This window comes from Bernardetia sp. ABR2-2B, assembly GCF_037126435.1.
Taxonomy (GTDB): domain Bacteria; phylum Bacteroidota; class Bacteroidia; order Cytophagales; family Bernardetiaceae; genus Bernardetia.
The window spans coordinates 3,700,903-3,719,267 of the sequence record NZ_CP147020.1 but is presented as its reverse complement, the minus strand read 5'-3'; the positions used below and the strand labels follow the sequence as shown (position 1 = coordinate 3,719,267).

The following is an 18,365-nucleotide window of genomic DNA, read 5'->3' as shown; positions in this document are numbered from 1 at the left end:
TAACTTTTTAGTAGGATTAGCGAGTGATTTGTATGATGAATACAGGATAAATACAGAATTACATAAAATACATTTATTAAAAAATAAAATTCGTAATTCGTAATTCGTAATTCGTAATTCGTAATTCTTACTATTTCTCTTTAAAAATAATTCTGATAGGCACACCTTCAAAACCAAAATGCTCACGAATTTTATTTTCTAAAAAACGCTTGTACGATTCGTGTACATGTTGAGGATAATTTGTAAAGAAGGCAAACAATGGCGCACTTCCTTGAAGCTGTGTAATATACTTAATGTTGATATTTTTACCACGGTGAACTGGTGGTGGCGTTCTTTTAATATCTGGTAATAAAGTATTATTGAGTTTTGAAGTAGAAATTTTTTGGCTTCTTGATTCATACACTTCAATAGCCTTTTCTATACTTTGAAAAACTCGTTGTTTGGTAAGCATAGAAGTAAAGATAATTGGCACCCAAGAAGCAGAACCTAGTCTTTGTTGCATTTCTAGTGTGTATTCATGTGCCGTTTTGGAATCTTTTTCTACCAAATCCCATTTATTGGCAATCAAAACAACACCTTTATGCCTTTCTACTGCCAAGCGTATCAATGTCAAATCTTGTGATTCTAGCTTTTGAATAGCATCAATCATAATAATTGCTACATCACAATCATCTAACGCCTTCAATGAACGCATTACCGAATAAAACTCAATATTTTCTTTTACTTTGGCTTTTCTTCGCATTCCTGCCGTATCTGTCAAAATAAATTCTTGTCCATAGGCTTTATAATGCGTATCGATAGAATCTCTAGTTGTACCTGAAATATCCGAAACAATTGTTCTTTCCTGTCCTAAAAGGATATTCAAAAAGGAAGATTTACCAACATTTGGACGACCTAAAATAGCAATCTTTGGCAATCCTGCATTTGGGTCTTCATCTCCTACTTCTTCAAAATTCTTTACTACTTCATCTAACAAATCGCCTGTTCCTGTTCCTGTTTGAGAAGAAACACAATAAAGTTCGCCTATTCCTAAATTATAAAACTCGGTTGCACTTGTTCTGTGTTCAAAGTTTTCAACTTTATTAGCTACTAAATAAAGAGGTTTTTTGGAGCGTCTTAATACTTTTACAAATTCTTCATCAAGAGGGCTAATTCCGACATGCGTATCGACCATAAATAAGATTACACTTGCTTCTTCCATCGCAATTTCTACTTGCTCACGAATAGCTTTTTCAAAAACATCTTCCGAACCGACAACATAACCACCTGTGTCGATGACTGTAAAAAATTTGCCGTTCCATTCACTTTGTCCGTAATGCCTATCTCTAGTAACACCACTCTCATCGTGCATAATGGCTTTGCGTTCTTCAACTAAACGATTAAAAAGAGTAGATTTACCGACATTTGGTCGTCCTACGATAGCTACAATATTTGACATAATTTATGTATTGAGAGCAATTACGAATTAAAAATTACGGATTACGAATGTTAAATCACTGAATACAAACAATTTATAATTAGAGTTTTTCAGTTTAATAGATTCCTTTTCCTTAAAGAAGAATTGCTCCTGTTTTTTTAGTTTTTACTTTTTCTATTAATCTACAAAATTACATAACTCTTTTGGACTTCTAAAATTGATTTGAGAGTATTGTTATTTTTTTGAGAGTTAGCTTTCTGATTTTTGGCAAAAAAAATATTTTCATTAAAAATGAGTTTTTAAATCCAACTTGATAAATTATTTTTTGTAAATTGAAAAACTAGAAAAAATCACACAAACAAAAAAAATAATTTAATGATACAAGCTATTACTGCTAGTCAGAAAAAAATATATGAAGACAGAAGCAAAACAATCGGTGTTTTTGCTGTTCCAGAATTTGAATATTATTATATTTATAGTCAGAATCATTTGAGAATAGAAGAATACAAAGAAGCCTATACAAAACTTTTAGAAATGGCTGGGAAAAAATATCATTTTAATAAATTGATTCTTTCACTTGGCAATCTTGTTTCTACTCCTCTTATGGGAAGAGCTTGGTTTGCAGCTCATTTTTCACCCAATTTTTATAAAAAAGTCAATAAAGATTTGACAGCAGCAGTCATCAAACCTCAAAATAAATTTGAAGCTGTTACGATTGATATTATCTCTGGGTCATTACCCAAAATGGGGATTAATGTAAAAACACAATTTTTTGAAGACGAACAAAACGCAATAAAATGGATAGAAAATCCTATCTTTGAGTAATTTTATAAAAATATTGAGCAAAATTATTCTAATGAAAAGATACTCTCCTTATATTAGTGCTGGTTTGGTCATCGCTATGTTTATTTTTTTATATCAACTCAAACAAGCAGCTAGCACTATGGTAAAATTTACTGATGCACTTCACAATTCTACTATTCTTTTGTCATTTACTATTTCTGGTTTGGTAGCTATTGGACTTAGCCTGACTGGATTCAAGAGTTTGGATGATAGTCTAAAGTATGTTTCATACCTTGGCTTCTTTGGTGGAATTGCAATTGTATTAGTGGTCTGGCTACTTCCTTTTTTTGTTTGATGAAGAATAAAAAACGAGGAAGAAGTTAAGTTATAACTACTTTATAGTTCGATAAAAAATATTTTTTCATTCAGTATATACTTGTTGTTTATGTAATTGAATTTTACTGATAACTGGTAACTGATAACTGGTAACTGATTAAAATGAAGGATTTGAATTTTTTTTGGGAAAGATTAATGGCAGATACCAACTTTGCAATAGGTGTTGGGGTTATAGGAGTTCTGTTTGTTGCTATTCTAATTATGCTTTTAGTTGTCATTTTTAAAGCTGATAAGTCAGAAAAATTGGCTTACAGGCGTTGGCGAAATGGTCTTTGGGGAGAAGAGTATCTCACTAGGCTCAAAACAATGACAGAAAGTACGCAGCAAACCATCGAAGCTTTGCGTACAGAGATTAGCGATAGAGAAGAAGATAGTATTGAAAGATTGAGACAAGCAGAGGCATTGGAAGAACAGATAGCTGAAAGGCAGCGAATTATTGAAGAATTAGAAGCTCAAAACAAACCTCCTTTTTCTGTTTCGACTTTCTTTATTGGTTTTACAGTTGGTATTATTCTTTTAGGAAGTGCTTTTACTGTGCTCTATTTCTTACAAATTATTCATTTTTAAAATTTAGGAAAAGAAGAGATTAATTACATTTGACAACTTGTGTTACTTGTATTTCTCTTAGTGTCTTAGTGTTAAAATCATTTCTAACATAATGCAGAAATTGAAAATCAAATTATATTATCGTATCTTTGCCACTTGAAAAAAATATGTTGTGATATAATTACGGATTATTCTATAATTCTCTCACTATCAATTTCTTAAAAGTATTAGTTTTATGTCCAACCCACTCCATAATTCCCTCAAACGACTGATAGAAGAAGGAGGTAAGCAAAACTTTTTGATTCTTGATTTTGGGGATTATTATATTCAAATAGCTGGAGAATATTATTCAAGTTATTTGCTACTTGAAGCCGTTTCTAACCATTACCTTTCTACTGATAAAAAATTAGATTCAGTTTTACAGAGAAAAATACTTGATTTGGGTTGGGAAGCTCCTAAAGGAGAAGGTAATTATAATCTAAAATTGAGTATTAATTCAAATAATGAATACGATTCTTGTGTTGAGTTTATTGAAAAAACAGCTAAAGAAATTTATGATGTAGATACTATTACAAACTCAATGATAGAATTAAATCTTGAATAAATACTTGAACTAAGTGTAGAATTAGTCCAATTTTCAGAAGCATATTATCCAAACAGTAAAACGAAACTTGTCAAAATGAAAAATATACAATTTGTATTCCTTTTAATCTGTACTTTATTAGTTACAGGTTTATTTAGTTCTTGTAGTAAATTCACAAAAGCGATGTCAGACCCAAACTGGCGTGTACGTGATAAAGCAGCTCAAAAATACTATGAAGAAGGAGATTATTACCGTGCAGGTTTGCTTTGGGAAGATGTAGTTCCGATAGTAAAAGGCGACCCACGAGCAGAAGACATACAATTCAAATATGCCTATTGTCATTTTTATCAAAAGCAATATCTTTTAGCAGCTTATTATTTCAAAAACTTTTATTTTACGTATCGTAGAAGTCCGAATGCTCCAGAAGCTTATTTTATGAATGCTTTTTCCTTGTATAAAGATTCTCCTAGAGTTCATTTAGACCAAGAAAGTTCAAAAGAAGCAATTCAAGCCTTTCAAGACGTAATAAATACATATCCAGAAACTGATTATGCCAAAAGAGCAAGTAATCATTTGGACGAGCTAAGAGGAAAACTAGAACTTAAAGCCTTCGAAAATGCAGAGTTATTTTACAACCTAGGTCGTTATAAAGCTGCTGTAATTGCACTAGAGAATTTTCAAAAAGATTTTCCAGATGCTCCACAACTAGACGAAGCTGCTTATTTACGTCTCAAATCAGAATATGATTTGGCAAAAAATAGTATTTATAGCAAACAAAAAGAACGCTATGAAATCTCTAAAACATATTATTTTTATTTGATAGACCGTTATCCTGAAAGTCCATTTGTGAAAAATGCTGAAAATATTTATGAAAATATTGAAAAAGCAATTAAAAACATAGAGAAAGGCGAAGTCATCGATACAAAAGAAAAAGATAAAAAAGACCCTAAAAAGATAACTACTTCGGAAGGCTCTGCTGGAGAATCTGAATAAGTTATGAGAATAACAGAAGTTAAATTTGCTTTTTCCTTTTTTAAAAGTTATACTTAATAAAAACAAATCAATTTATATAAATATGTCAGCTAAAAAACTTAACCTTCGTCGTGTTCAGACGGCTAACCTTCATACTCGTGATGTACAGGCTATCATTGCAGCAACAGGTAATCTTTATGAATCTATTTCTGTAATCTCTAGGCGTTCTCGTCAGATTTCAACAGAAACAAAAGAAGAATTAAACCAAAAAATTTCTGAATTCAATGTTGGAACAGATTCTTTAGAAGAAATCTTTGAAAATAAAGAGCAAATTGAAGTTTCTCGTCAGTATGAGCGTATGCCAAAATCAACTTCTTTAGCAACAGATGAACTGATGGAAGGAAAACTATTTTATCGTTATCGTCAAACAGAAGACAAAAAAAACTCTTAAAAACGTTATTCTAGTTGAATTAAAGATACAGTCAAATACTACTTTGACTGTATTTTTTTAGGAAAAATTTCGTAAAACAATGATTAATACGTAATTTTCAGAATTATTTAACTTCATTGATTAGCTAAATTAATTGCTTTTAATTCATTTGAATATCAACTGTTTATCCATTTTTTTTATAGAAATAGCTTATTTTTTATCATCTATTTCGAAGTCTATCGTATTTATATCTAAATGCAAACATCAACTACTAGTTCAACAGAAAATACTTTATCTTATCAAACAGCATCAAATACTGTTTTTCATTATAGCTCCGATTTTTTGGAGTGGCTCAAAACAGAAGAAATCAGTTTAGCTGTTTCTACCTATCAGACCAACAAACTTTTCTTGATAGGAAGAGATACTACAAAACACCTTTTCGTCTCGGAACGTTCTTTCGAAAGAGCAATGGGTTTGCATGTAGAATCTGAAAACTCTTTTTATCTAAGTTCTCGTTTTTTGCTTTGGCGTTTCGAAAATGCGTTGGCAGAAGGACAAATCCATAAAGAAGCTGATAAAGTATATATTCCCCGTCAGGCTTTTACTACTGGAGATTTAGATGCTCATGATATTTCTAAAGATAAAGATGGAAATATTGTTTTTGTCAATACTCGTTATAATTGTATTGCACAGGTAAGTGAAAAATATAACTTCAAACCCATTTGGTCGCCTCCTTTTATTACTAAAATGATTTCCGAAGACCGTTGTCATCTTAATGGAATGGCAATGCGTGATGGCAAACCTCGTTATGTAACTATGGTTGCCCAAACAGACAGGCTTGATGGTTGGAGAGAACACAGGCACAATGGAGGAGTTGTGATGGATATGGAAACAAATGAAGTTTTGGCAGAAAGTCTTTCTATGCCTCATTCGCCTCGTTATTATCAAGATAAACTATGGGTTTTGAATGCAGGTAGAGGAGAGTTTGGATATGTTGAAAACGGTAAGTTTATTCCTATTACTTGGCTAGACGGTTTTTTACGTGGATTAGTATTTTATAAAAACTATGCTCTCATTGGACTTTCTAAACCAAGACATGAACGCACTTTTGCAGGACTTCCTTTAGAGGAGTTATTAGAAAAGAGAAAAACAGAACCAAAATGTGGCGTTTTTGTAGTAGATATTAATACAGGAAATATCATTCATAGTCTAGAGTCAGAGGGAGAAATAGTAGAACTCTATGATGTACAAGTTCTGCCAAACACAAAACGCCCTGCTGCTTTAGATATTCGAACAGATGATATTTCTCGTTTCATAGCTATTGAAGAAGAAAACAATCAAGTAGATTTTAAAGCTTTGAGTTCTATTGAAGGCTCTAAAACATCATCTTATGGAGCAGGTATCAAAACAGCTGAACCTAGCAAAAACAAACCCTTACCAAAACGTCCTACACAGCATTCAAATCCTGATGTAGCAGCTACCTCTAAAGAAGCTATAAAATACCAAGCTAGTGCCAATGTTTCTTTACAACAAATAATTACTCAATTTGGAAATCTTACCTTTCCTAAACTAGAGCAATTAGCCAAAACTCGTAAAGTAAACGAGCCATTAATGATGCTAGTAGCTCATAACGGACAACATAAGGTAGGTTGTCTTGTCGTAGAGGCAATGCCTAATAAAATAGGAAGGGTATTGAGTTGGTATGTAATTCCTCCTTATCGCAACTTAGGAATTGGAAAAGAACTTTTATTGAAGGCTGAAAAAATAATTAGAAAAGTAAAGCTACAAGGTATTATAATGGATTATGTATCAGATTGGACACAAAAAGATACGATAGAAGCCATATTACAAAAACAAAAATGGGAAAAACCAATCGTTAAATTAGCTCTTTGTAAAGCATCTAATGATTCTATCAGTAATGCCCCTTGGCTTCAAAACCTTCCTGCCCTTCCTCCTAGTATGGAAATAGGAATGTGGAAAGATGTTACCAATGAAGAGAAGAAAGTTATTCAAGAAAAGAAGAACTCTCAAGATTGGTATCCTAATATTGTATCTCCTTTTCAGTCTCCTCATTTGGTAAGTTTAGATACAAGTGTAGTCTTACGACACGAAGGAGAAATTGTAGGGTGGATAATTACACACAATACAAAAAAAGATACAATAGAATTTACTGGTTCGTTTGTAGATTTCAAGGACTTAGGCCTTCAAAAAAGAAGTTTATTATTACAACTATGCAAACGTGCTATTAATCTTACTTTAGAAGAAGGGTATAAATATGGTATTTGGCAAATACCACAAGATCATTCTACATTATTCAGATTTGTAGAGCTTTTCTTAAAACCTTATCTTATTACTTTTACAGAACAAAAAGTAGCTTACAAAGCTCTTTAATACAAAGAAGAACATAGTAAAAAATGTCTCTTTATCAATCAAATATAAAAAGCTAAATTTTCATTTTTTTTCAAAAAAATTTATATATTTGTGCTAACTTACACAAAATGTATAATTTAACTAACCCTAAACCTAAATCATATCTAGTATGAAGAAAATTATTTTAACATTTCTGTTCCTTTTTATCGGTTTTGTTGCTTTTGCACAAACTCCAGAAGAAAAAGCAGATCTTTTGACAAGTGAAATGAACACATTACTCTCTCTTACTGCTGAACAGCAAGTAATGGTAAAGATAACTAACCGTGTTTATTACAGAAAAAATGCTCTACTTATAGAGAAAAGAGACTCTAAATATGGTTATCCAGCAATTATAGCAGGAACAAGCACTCTTTCTTCTCAAGAGCAAGAAGCTATATTAAATAAAGTAAATCAAGTTACAGAAGAGAGAAAAACCATTCATAAAAATCGCACGAAGTTAAACCTCACACCTGCACAGTATCAGATCTATCTTCAAAATATAGATAGACTCTTTGAACTTGTTACTACGCAACTTGGAGAGTAATTTTCTCTGTTTTACTTAATTTAAAATCAAACAACTTTCCATATTATTTGATATGAAAAAAATAAACAATAAAATCAATAAAAAATCTGTTTCAGAATACTGTTCAGATTATATAAATGGCTTTAATGCTCATCAGCTTACTCAATCTTGGAAGCGTAACACTGTCAAGATGGTAGCTGTAGCTGGTATTGCTTCTGCAACTCTATCAGCAAATGAAGCTAAAGCTCAATTTGACTGCCCACCTGTATTTGATCAAATACAAAGTAGAGGTTCTGTAACTAACCCTCAAGGGCTTACGACAACAACTTACAGAACAAACCCTGTGTTTGTAGATTTTGATGGGGATGGCGATATAGATGTTGTATCTGGTAGTGGAGGAATTCCAGGAGGAGATGAAATACGCTTTTTTGAAAACTTAGGTACAAATACAAGTCCTTTGTGGTCTGCTCCTGTAGCAGCTCCAAATGGACTAAGTGGTGCAGCACTATTTGCAGCATTTGGAGGCAGCAACTATGCTCCTAGTTTTGCAGATATTGATAATGATGGAGATTTAGATGCTTTCATCGGAACTTTTAATTCAGGTATTTTATATCAAGAAAATGTAGGTACTGCCACGGCACCTAACTACGCTGCTGCTATCGCTAACCCTTTTGGCGCAACTACTGGAGCAGCCTTACTTATAGCTCCTACATTTGTAGATATTGATGGTGATGGAGATCAAGATATGTTTGTTGGAGAGGTATTTAATGATATTTTCTTTTTTGAAAATACAGGTACTGCATCAGCACCTGCTTTTGCAGCTAGTACTACTAACCAATTTGGTCTTGATAACACTTTTCAAACTGAGTATTTACCTAAACTAGCTTTTGCAGATTTAGATAATGACGGAGATTCAGATGCTATGATAGGTGGCTATTATGGTAATTTCACTTATTTTGAAAACACAGGTAGCACTACTACTCCTGCTTTTGGAACCCCACAACAAAATCCATTCCTTATACAAGGCACTGGAGATTATAGAACAACTACTTCTTTTGCTGATGTAGATGGTGATGGAGATTTTGATTTAATATCAGGAACTGACAATCCAGGTAATTATGTGTACTTCCAAAATTATGGTACACCTACTCAACCAAAATTCTTTGATGCCCCATTTGACATAGCAAATCCACTTCCTGCTGGTTATAATGCTACAGCTTATGCAGACATGGACGGAGATGGAGATATAGATTTAGTGGTAGGAAATGATAATGGTGGTGGTAGCGTGTTTTTCTTGGAAAATACAGCTAACTCTACTACAGGTGCTAGTTTTGCGGCTCCTGTTGCACTTGTAAGTGCTGGTGGTTTTGAGAATCACCCTACTTTAGCTGATCTTGATAATGACGGTGATATAGATATATTAGTAGGTACATATGGAGGTGGAAATAACCTTCACTACTTCGAAAATACAGGTACTGCTACAAACTTCAATTTTGGAGCAGCACAAGTAAATCCGTTTGGTCTAGCTGGAGGTAGTGGTCAGCGTACTCCTGAATTTATAGATATGGATGGTGATGGTGATCAAGATATTTTAGTTGGTCGTAACGTAGCTGGTACTTTCTACTATGAAAATACAGGTACAGCATCTGCTCCTGCTTATGCAGCTAGTATCAGCAATCCATTTGGATTAGGTGCTGCTGCTGCTGGTGCAAGTTTTGATGAAGTAGATTTAGATGGAGATGGAGATTTAGACCTTGCTTATGGTGATGATGGAGCAGTATCATTCTTTATTAATGTAGGTACTTCAACAGTACCTAGCTTTGTAGATGGTGGAAATAGTTTTGGAATTGATGACACTTCAGATAGTGATTATGACGTTTCTGTTGTTGATATAGACCAAGATGGACGTTTTGAAGCATTTGTTGGTAATAAGAGTGATGAATTATTTGTTTATACAGATAAAAAAGTTATTCCAACACTATCAATTGTACAAGGAGCTTCTATTTTTTCTTGTGATGTAAACACATTAAGTGTTTCTAGTAATGTTGCATTAGGAGACCTTACTGTTGAATGGTATGATTCAAATAACAACCTTGTATTTACAGGAGATACATTCACTCTTACTTCTTTAGATACAGAAACTTATACTGCTAAAGCGAAAGTAACAGCTACAGGTTGTGTGTCAAATGAACCTACTGTAGATGTTATCAAAAATACGCCTGTTATCTCTATTGTAGAAGGAAACTCAATTTCTTCTTGTGATATAAATACATTGAGTGTGAGCTCAACAAACTTTGCCTTGACTGACCTCACTTTTACTTGGTATGATTCAAACAATACTGTGGTTGGTACTGGTTCAACACTTACATTACCTGACCTTGAAGCAGATACGTATTCTGTAAAAGCAGAATCACCTACTGGTTGTGAGTCAAATCAACCTACTATAAATGTTGTTAAGACTCTTCCAATTATTTCTGTTGCAGAAGGAAGTACAGTTTATTCTTGTAGTGTAAATACATTGAGTGCAGCTTCTAGTAATTATTCATTAAACGACCTTACTTTTGAATGGCGTAATGGTAATAATACTGTTGTTTCTACAGCAGCTAGTTTTACATTGACTTCAACAGCAACTCAGACTTATACACTTACAGCTACAACTGTTACAGGTTGTGAGAACACGACTACTGTAAATGTTGTTGAAAATCTTCCAGTTATTTCTGTTGCAGAAGGAACTAGAGTTAATTCTTGTGAGACAACTACTTTGAGTGCTGCTTCTAGCAACTTCCCATTGAACGACCTTACTTTTGAATGGCTCAACTCTAACAATGCTGTTGTCGGAACTGGTCAAACATATAATTTGCCTTCTCTAGAATCTCAAACATATAGATTGAGAGCTACTAGTCCTACTGGATGTCAGTCAATAGCTAGAGTAGATGTAGTGAAAACTATTCCTAGTATATCTATTACAGAAGGAACATCTATTTCTGCTTGTGAGCCAGTAACCTTAAATGTAGAGTCAAGTAATTTCTTACTAAATGACCTTACTTTTGCTTGGTTTGATAAAGATAATAATCAAGTAGCAACTGGACTTTCTTACGAAGTTGATCCTTTAGCTTTGCCACAACACGGAGCAAAAGAATTCTCTGTAGTAGCTACTAGTACAACAGGTTGTGAAAGTAATCCTGTTGATGTATCTGTTTTCTGCTCTGATGACGTAGTTATTAACTTGACAGCATCTGCTGGATATAACACAGCTAATCTAAATTGGGTAACTACAGGAAGTCGTCCTGTTCTTCAATATGAAGTTTATGGAGATATAGCACAACTTGGTAGTTATTTGTTATTTGGGTATAGTTCAACTACTTCTTATGAAGCTATTGGTCTTCTGAATGGTCAAGATGTTGATTTTAAAGTTCGCCCTGTTTATACTGATGGACAATATGGTGCTTACTCTAATGTTGTAACAGTAAGACCTTCTGTTATCTTAGGAGAAGATGATAAAAACAAAGCAGGATTTGCATTCTTCCCTAATCCAAATAGTGGAGAGTTCAATATCAAATTACAAGATGGTTCTGCTTCTGCTGCTATTAGTGTAACAAGTATTTCTGGACAAAGAGTTTATACTACTACTTTGAATGCTTCTCAAAGCTCTATTAACTTAGGCAATGTAGCTTCTGGTATGTATATTATTCTTGTAGAAACTGCTCAAGGTACTTATCAACAAAAAATAAGTATTGTACGTTAATAATTGAATTAAAATAGAATTGCTTGTACTTAAAAGTATAGGCAATTCTATTCTAAAATATTCATTCAATTTTTTATCAAAAATTGATTATATCATTTATCAAAATCATCTTTTAAAACGAAATTTATATGAAATTTAATCATGTGCGTATATTCGCCTTTTTCATCTTATTGATAGGTGTGGGAGCATTTACATCTTGTTCTTCACTTTCACAAGATACAGATGAAGCTACTAACGGAGCTTTTGTTGGCAGTTGGAAACTTACTGAAGCTAAATTTGGCTCTGAGACTGCAAAACCAGAATCTTTTGCAGGATTTGTTGTTGCTTTAAACTCTAGTAATACCTATGTCATTACCAATCCTACTTCTTTTCCTGTTCCTTCAAAACCAGTTGGTACATATGAAGCTAGTGGAGGTTCATTGATTTTTGATGGTTCAACTTCTGTACGTTTAGTAAACACTAGTGGAAACTCAATGACTTGGGAATGGGAAGTATCTATACCAGGTAAAGCAACGACTACTTATATCTATACCTTCACAAGAATTTAATCGTAAGCTACTAGTTAGTATTTTTTATAAAAAGTCTATTCTAAAAAGGAATAGGCTTTTTTTATGTAAGTAATTTTGTAATTTTAGAAAAGAAACACATAAAACACCATACTACTAGACATTTTACCCTTTGACCTCCCTCAGCCCCTCCCAAGGAGGGGAGAAAAGTCTATTCAAAGTCCCTCCTCGGGAGGGATTGCTTTCAGCGAGGGCTTCGCCGTTTAGGGAGGTAAAGTATTTTTGTCTAGTAGTATGATAAAACACATAAAATATAAACAATGGCAACAGAAAAAAGTAGTATTTTTGACATGATTGGTCCTATTATGATTGGTCCTTCTAGCTCACATACAGCGGGTGTCGTTCGTCTTGGACTTGCAGCTATTGATATTTTGGGGAGTATTCCAGAAGAAGCCGAAATTATTTTTTATAATTCTTTTGCTCGTACCTATGAAGGACATGGAAGCGATAGAGCCATCATTGCAGGTCTTTTAGGTTTTGCAACTGATGATATTCGTATCAAAACGTCTTTTGATGAGGCAAAGACAGTAGGACTAAAATATACATTTCGTTCTATTGGAAGTGCTTCTACTTTTCATCCAAACTCTATTCGTTTGAAACTCAAAAAAGGAAAAAGAAGCATAGAGGTTTTGGGAATAAGCAGAGGAGGGGGATTAATAGAAATAGAAGAAGTAAATGGCTATGAAGCAGGATTTACAACAGGACTTTTTACGCTCTTGATTTTTGCAGAAGATAGAACAGGAAGTATTGCATTTATTTCAAACATTCTTGCCAATGATGAGTGTAATATTGCTACAATGAATGTTAGTAGAAAAGGAAAACGTGGGATTGCTTGTCTAGTCATTGAAATTGATTCAGAGCTTCGTCCTCTATCTTTAGAATATCTAAGAAGTTTGAATTGGGTCAGAGAAGTTATTTATTTACTTCCACTTGAATAAGCTTTATAATTTAACAACTGGTAATGAAAGCCAAATTTTATGCTTTATCAAAAAACAAAAATCAGTATTCTGTATTGAGACTATTTTTTATATTGACTTTATTTTTAAGCTTTACTATTTCTTGTAAAGAAAAAACTAGAAATACTATACCTGAAATACTACCTTTTGATAAAGCTATCGAACATCAAATTTCATTTTTAGAAGTTCCTATTGCTTTTAGAGTGGAACAAATAGAATCTAAAATAAATGAAGCCATAAAAGGAACACTCTATGCAGACCAAAGTTTTGAGGATAAAAAAGGAGATGGAATCAAGATAAGAATCAAAAAAGTAGAGAATATTAAAATCTCTGTCAAAGATAATTTTATGTATTATTCTGTGCCATTACATGTTTGGGCTTCAAAACGAATTATGAAAATAAGACTTTTTGGAAAGAATAGAGAAACGACAAAAGAAATAGATTTTTCACTACGTCTTAGGTTTCGTTCAGAGATAAATCTTAATAAAAACTGGAAATTAGAAACCAAAACTTCTTATACAGGTATAGATTGGATAAAAAAACCCAGATTAAAAGTATTTGGTGTTAATTTTGATTTGGCAGGACTTTTAGAAAGTCAATTATTACAGAAAAAAGATGATTTGGAAAGAATAATTGACAGAGCAACCTCAAATTTGAAAGTAATAGAAAAAGAAGTCAGTAAAATTTGGACAAAAATTCAAGAACCTATCTTAATAGAAAAAAAAGTAACCAACGGAACATGGCTTTTGGCAGAGCCTATACAAATAGAAGCCAGTAAAATAGAAGGTAAAAACAAAGAAATACTTATTACTACTCGCTTAAAAACACTTTTAAGAACTGTCGTAGCAAAAAAACAAGGAGAAAAGCCAAAAGTAGTTTTCAAAGACTTACCATTATTGAGACAAAATACTTCATTAAACTCTGCCCAAAATGATTTCAAATTACACCTAAAAGGAGAATTGCCTTATAAAGCTGTCAATGACTTATTAGACGAAAAAATAAAAGATACCGTTCTAGTTATTCCAAATACAGATTATAAAATCAAAATTATAGATGCCGAAGTTTTTGGAAGTGGTAAAAAATTATTTATGAAACTTGCCGTAACAGGCGATGTAAATAGTAACATTTATTTGAGTGGAATACCTCGTTTTGATTCATTGAACAATTCGCTGCATTTTGATAATTTTGATTACGATTTGCAAAGTGAAGAATATTTACTGTCAGCTGCAGATTGGATGCTCAAAGGAACTGTTAAAGAAGAAATACAAAAACTATTGATTTTACCTTTGGACGATTATGTCAAAAAATTACCCAATATTATCCAAACAGCTCTTTCAAAAGGCAAGACAGGAAAAACAGCTTTATTTGACTTAAAAGAATTTGAGCTTTCGCCTCGTTTTATTCAAATTGATAAAGACCATGTTCGCATTTATGTAAAAGCTACTGGAAAAGTAGGAATCGAAATTATTAAATTATAACTGTAGCCGATAGCTTCCAAGCTGTCGTAAAAGACATAAAATGAAAAAACTATTTATTCTACTATCTCTTAGCCGTTTTTGGTGTTTTAGCGTAGCGACACCAACAACTTACACAACTCTGCTCTTTCTACTTTTATTTTCTTTCCCAGCTTACTCTCAATTCACAGGAGGAAATGGAGGAGGTTCTGACAAAGCACAAATCCGAACAAAGACTATTTTATCGATAGAAAATGAACAAGAAAGAGCTTTTTTTGAGCAAATAAAAATTACTTCTCAACCTAATTTTTTTTTGGTAGAATGGAATGATAAAATCATATTACAACAGATAGAAATAATAGATATTTTAGGAAGAGTACAAAAGACTATTTCTATTTCAGAATTTCAAAAAGCTATTTCTTTTCCTTTTAGTGGAGCAGATAAAGCAAAAGGGATTTATTTTGTTCGTTTTAGAGATGATGAAGGTAGATTTTTTAGTAGGAAGATTGTATTTTAATTATAAAGGCTTTAGAAGCTAAATGATTAATTTCACTCAATATTTATTCTATACATTTTAGGAAACTCCTTATTATAAACAAGTTCTAGCGTATTCCCAACTTTGTATTCATTTTTTCCTTCATTGTGAAAATATGTCTTTATTTCTTTTCCATTTACAAGATATTTACATTTTATATCGTAAGAACCACCTTTATAGGTCATTTTTCTATCAATAACAAAACACTTAGTTTTTACACCGTGCATTCGTAATTCTTTTTCTTTTTGATAGTCATGGAATTGAGCGATTGCAAACCCAAATATTATTGTTGAAACCAAACAAATAAATGTAGTTACTATTCCTTCCTCGTCAAAAGGAATTACTATTTTATACACTAAAAAAGGAATTACTACAACAATAAAAAATGACATTACAATATCATTCCTGCTTTCTGGATAAGCTATTTCTCTAGGCAGAAAAAACAGAAAGACTAAACAAACTAATAGAAGAATACTCCAGACCTTACTTGAGGTCATTTTTTCTTTTTTAGTTTCTAATTTTACTAGGTTTGGACTATATTTTTTAACTCGTTTTTTCTGTTTCCTTCGTTTGAAACTTTTAGATTTTTTCATTTATGAATTCTAACAACTTGTAGCTACGATTTTAAATTTATACGAGTAGTAAACTAAATTGTTTTAGGTATGAATAATTGGATTTGATTGCATAATTATATTGATGAGTATTTTTTATACAAAACCCTGTCAAACTCCAAAATCACAAAAAGCCTAACTGTCTGATTTTAAGAAGTATAATTTTAATTTGATTCTACAATCTGTCAATTTGTCATTTTTTTTGTCATTCTTTTTCCTAAATTCTCATTTTCTTAGTTTTTTTAAGGTTGGTATATCTATTGTAAAATACTTGTCATACAAATAAAAATAGAGAATTGAATCAAACAAAAATTCAAAATTCATTTTTATAATTTAAAGGAAATCACTCCATTTTTTAATATACTTAAATCACTAATTTAAAAAAGACTTAAAATAGATATGGGAAAAATTATTGGTATTGACTTAGGAACAACAAACTCGTGTGTCTCGGTAATGGAAGGTAACGAGCCAGTAGTAATCACAAATAGTGAAGGAAAACGAACTACACCTTCAATCGTAGCATTTTTAGATAATGGCGAACGTAAAGTAGGAGATTCTGCAAAACGTCAGGCTATTACAAACCCAGAAAAAACGATTGCTTCTATCAAGCGTTTTATGGGAGATAGCTTTTCTGAGGTAGAGAAGGAAATGAAATATGTTGCTTACAAAGTAGTAAAAGGAGCAAATAATACGCCTCGTGTAAAGATAGACGACCGTGAATATACGCCACAAGAAATTTCGGCTATGGTTCTTCAAAAGATGAAATCAACAGCAGAAGATTATTTGGGTACAACGGTTTCAGAAGCAGTAATTACTGTTCCTGCTTACTTCAATGATGCACAACGCCAAGCAACAAAAGAAGCTGGAGAGATTGCAGGTTTGAAAGTTCGTCGTATCATCAACGAACCAACAGCAGCAGCATTAGCGTATGGTCTTGATAAAAAAGACAAAGACATGACTGTTGCCGTATTTGATTTGGGTGGTGGTACATTTGATATTTCTATCCTAGAATTAGGAGATGGTGTTTTTGAAGTAAAATCAACAAACGGAGATACGCACTTGGGTGGAGATGACTTTGACCAAGTTCTTATCGGTTGGTTAGCAGACCAATTCCAAGATGATTATAATGTAGATTTACGTAAAGACCCAATGGCTTTACAACGTTTGAAAGAAGCAGCAGAAAGAGCAAAAATTGAGCTTTCTAGTTCTACTCAAACAGAAATCAACTTGCCTTATATTATGCCAATTGATGGCGTTCCTAAACACTTAGTTACGACACTTTCAAGAGCTAAATTTGAGCAATTAACAGACGATTTAGTAAAAAGAACATTAGAGCCTTGTAAAGAAGCATTAAAAGATGCAGGTATTTCGGCTTCTGATGTAGATGATGTAATCTTAGTAGGTGGTTCTACTCGTATTCCTAAGATACAGGAAGCAGTAGAAAAATTCTTTGGTAAAAAACCATCAAAAGGAGTAAATCCTGACGAAGTAGTAGCATTAGGTGCAGCTATTCAAGGTGGTGTACTTACAGGAGAAGTAAAAGACGTTTTATTATTAGATGTAACTCCTCTTTCTTTAGGAATTGAAACAATGGGTGGCGTAATGACAAAACTTATTGAGTCAAACACTACGATTCCTACTCGTAAATCACAGGTATTCTCTACGGCAGCAGATAATCAGCCATCAGTAGAAATCCACGTTTTACAAGGAGAACGTGCAATGGCAAAAGATAACAAAACGATTGGTCGTTTCCACTTAGACGGTATTCCACCAGCACCTCGTGGTATTCCACAAGTAGAAGTTACTTTTGATATTGATGCAAATGGTTTATTAAATGTATCTGCAAAAGATATGGCTTCTGGAAAAGAGCAAAAAATACGTATTGAAGCTTCTTCTGGACTTACAGATGCAGAAATCGAAAAAATGCGTCAAGAAGCAGAAGCAAATGCAAGTGAAGACCAAGCAGCAAAAGAAAATATTGAGACAATCAATAAAGCAGACTCAATGGTTTTCCAAACAGAAAAGCAGCTTAAAGAATACGGAGATAAACTTTCTGAAGCAAACAAAACAGCTATCGAAGCAGCATTGAAAGACCTACGTACTTCTCACGCAGAGAAAGATGTAGAGAAAATCAAAGTAGCTTTAGAAACTCTTGAAGGTGCATGGGGTGCAGCTTCGCAAGAAATGTATGCGAATGCAGGTGGAAACCCAGAAGACCCAATGGGTGGTGCAGGAGCTGCAGGTCAGCAAACTGATGCTTCTCAAGAGCCATCTAGCGCAAATGCAGAAGATGTAACAGATGTAGATTACGAAGAAGTAGATTCTGAAAAGAAGTAATTTAGTCTTATTAATTGTCGCTCGTGGAGACACAAGCAACAATTTTATATAAAAATTAACTCCTCTAAAGTTCTTTTGAATTTTGGAGGAGTTTTTTTTGTA

At 32.9% G+C, this 18,365-nt stretch carries 16 protein-coding genes; 14 read left to right on the top strand and 2 right to left on the bottom strand.

What is annotated here, in order from left to right:
- Window positions 1–130 precede the first annotated feature (130 nt).
- Window positions 131–1,438 (bottom strand): ribosome biogenesis GTPase Der, encoded by a 1,308-nt coding sequence (gene der, locus WAF17_RS15595; RefSeq protein ID WP_338761485.1) that lies wholly within the window; start codon window positions 1,436–1,438, stop codon window positions 131–133.
- Between the two features lie 354 nt (window positions 1,439–1,792).
- On the opposite strand from der, the gene WAF17_RS15590 reads away from it, so the two are divergent.
- The 13 genes from WAF17_RS15590 (at window position 1,793) to WAF17_RS15530 (ending at window position 15,297) form a co-directional block, all read left to right on the top strand.
- Window positions 1,793–2,242 carry a hypothetical protein gene (locus tag WAF17_RS15590; protein ID WP_338761483.1) on the top strand — a complete coding sequence of 150 codons (450 nt, stop codon included), beginning with the start codon at window positions 1,793–1,795 and terminating at the stop codon, window positions 2,240–2,242.
- Between the two features lie 31 nt (window positions 2,243–2,273).
- The gene (locus tag WAF17_RS15585) at window positions 2,274–2,555 is read left to right on the top strand and encodes a hypothetical protein (RefSeq protein ID WP_338761480.1); all 282 of its coding nucleotides are present in this window, start codon (window positions 2,274–2,276) and stop codon (window positions 2,553–2,555) included.
- A 143-nt stretch (window positions 2,556–2,698) separates the two neighbouring features.
- The gene (locus WAF17_RS15580; protein ID WP_338761477.1) at window positions 2,699–3,163 is read left to right on the top strand and encodes a hypothetical protein; all 465 of its coding nucleotides are present in this window, start codon (window positions 2,699–2,701) and stop codon (window positions 3,161–3,163) included.
- A 214-nt stretch (window positions 3,164–3,377) separates the two neighbouring features.
- On the top strand, window positions 3,378–3,746 hold the full coding sequence (locus tag WAF17_RS15575; protein ID WP_338761475.1) for a hypothetical protein: 369 nt from the start codon (window positions 3,378–3,380) through the stop codon (window positions 3,744–3,746).
- 75 nt (window positions 3,747–3,821) lie between these two features.
- Complete coding sequence (gene bamD, locus WAF17_RS15570; protein WP_338761472.1) at window positions 3,822–4,718, top strand: outer membrane protein assembly factor BamD; 897 nt, start codon at window positions 3,822–3,824, stop codon at window positions 4,716–4,718.
- A gap of 82 nt (window positions 4,719–4,800) precedes the next feature.
- Entirely contained in the window at window positions 4,801–5,148 is a 348-nt protein-coding gene (locus WAF17_RS15565) for a DNA-directed RNA polymerase subunit omega (RefSeq protein WP_338761469.1), read from the top strand.
- A 234-nt stretch (window positions 5,149–5,382) separates the two neighbouring features.
- Complete coding sequence (locus WAF17_RS15560; RefSeq protein ID WP_338761467.1) at window positions 5,383–7,518, top strand: TIGR03032 family protein; 2,136 nt, start codon at window positions 5,383–5,385, stop codon at window positions 7,516–7,518.
- Window positions 7,519–7,666: 148 nt separating this feature from the next.
- Window positions 7,667–8,080 carry a hypothetical protein gene (locus WAF17_RS15555; protein WP_338761465.1) on the top strand — a complete coding sequence of 138 codons (414 nt, stop codon included), beginning with the start codon at window positions 7,667–7,669 and terminating at the stop codon, window positions 8,078–8,080.
- Window positions 8,081–8,132: 52 nt separating this feature from the next.
- Complete coding sequence (locus tag WAF17_RS15550; RefSeq protein ID WP_338761462.1) at window positions 8,133–11,804, top strand: FG-GAP-like repeat-containing protein; 3,672 nt, start codon at window positions 8,133–8,135, stop codon at window positions 11,802–11,804.
- Between the two features lie 128 nt (window positions 11,805–11,932).
- On the top strand, window positions 11,933–12,352 hold the full coding sequence (locus tag WAF17_RS15545; RefSeq protein ID WP_338761459.1) for a hypothetical protein: 420 nt from the start codon (window positions 11,933–11,935) through the stop codon (window positions 12,350–12,352).
- Window positions 12,353–12,630: 278 nt separating this feature from the next.
- A complete protein-coding gene (sdaAB, locus tag WAF17_RS15540) occupies window positions 12,631–13,308 on the top strand; it encodes an L-serine ammonia-lyase, iron-sulfur-dependent subunit beta (RefSeq protein ID WP_338761457.1) in 678 nt (225 codons plus the stop codon).
- 23 nt (window positions 13,309–13,331) lie between these two features.
- Entirely contained in the window at window positions 13,332–14,804 is a 1,473-nt protein-coding gene (locus tag WAF17_RS15535) for a DUF4403 family protein (RefSeq protein ID WP_338761455.1), read from the top strand.
- A 40-nt stretch (window positions 14,805–14,844) separates the two neighbouring features.
- On the top strand, window positions 14,845–15,297 hold the full coding sequence (locus WAF17_RS15530) for a T9SS type A sorting domain-containing protein (protein WP_338761452.1): 453 nt from the start codon (window positions 14,845–14,847) through the stop codon (window positions 15,295–15,297).
- 32 nt (window positions 15,298–15,329) lie between these two features.
- Here WAF17_RS15530 and WAF17_RS15525 read toward each other — a convergent pair whose 3' ends face one another.
- The gene (locus tag WAF17_RS15525; RefSeq protein ID WP_338761449.1) at window positions 15,330–15,908 is read right to left on the bottom strand and encodes a hypothetical protein; all 579 of its coding nucleotides are present in this window, start codon (window positions 15,906–15,908) and stop codon (window positions 15,330–15,332) included.
- A 417-nt stretch (window positions 15,909–16,325) separates the two neighbouring features.
- Between WAF17_RS15525 and dnaK the strand changes: the two genes are divergently transcribed.
- Window positions 16,326–18,263 carry a molecular chaperone DnaK gene (gene dnaK / locus WAF17_RS15520; RefSeq protein WP_338761446.1) on the top strand — a complete coding sequence of 646 codons (1,938 nt, stop codon included), beginning with the start codon at window positions 16,326–16,328 and terminating at the stop codon, window positions 18,261–18,263.
- Window positions 18,264–18,365: the final 102 nt, after the last annotated feature.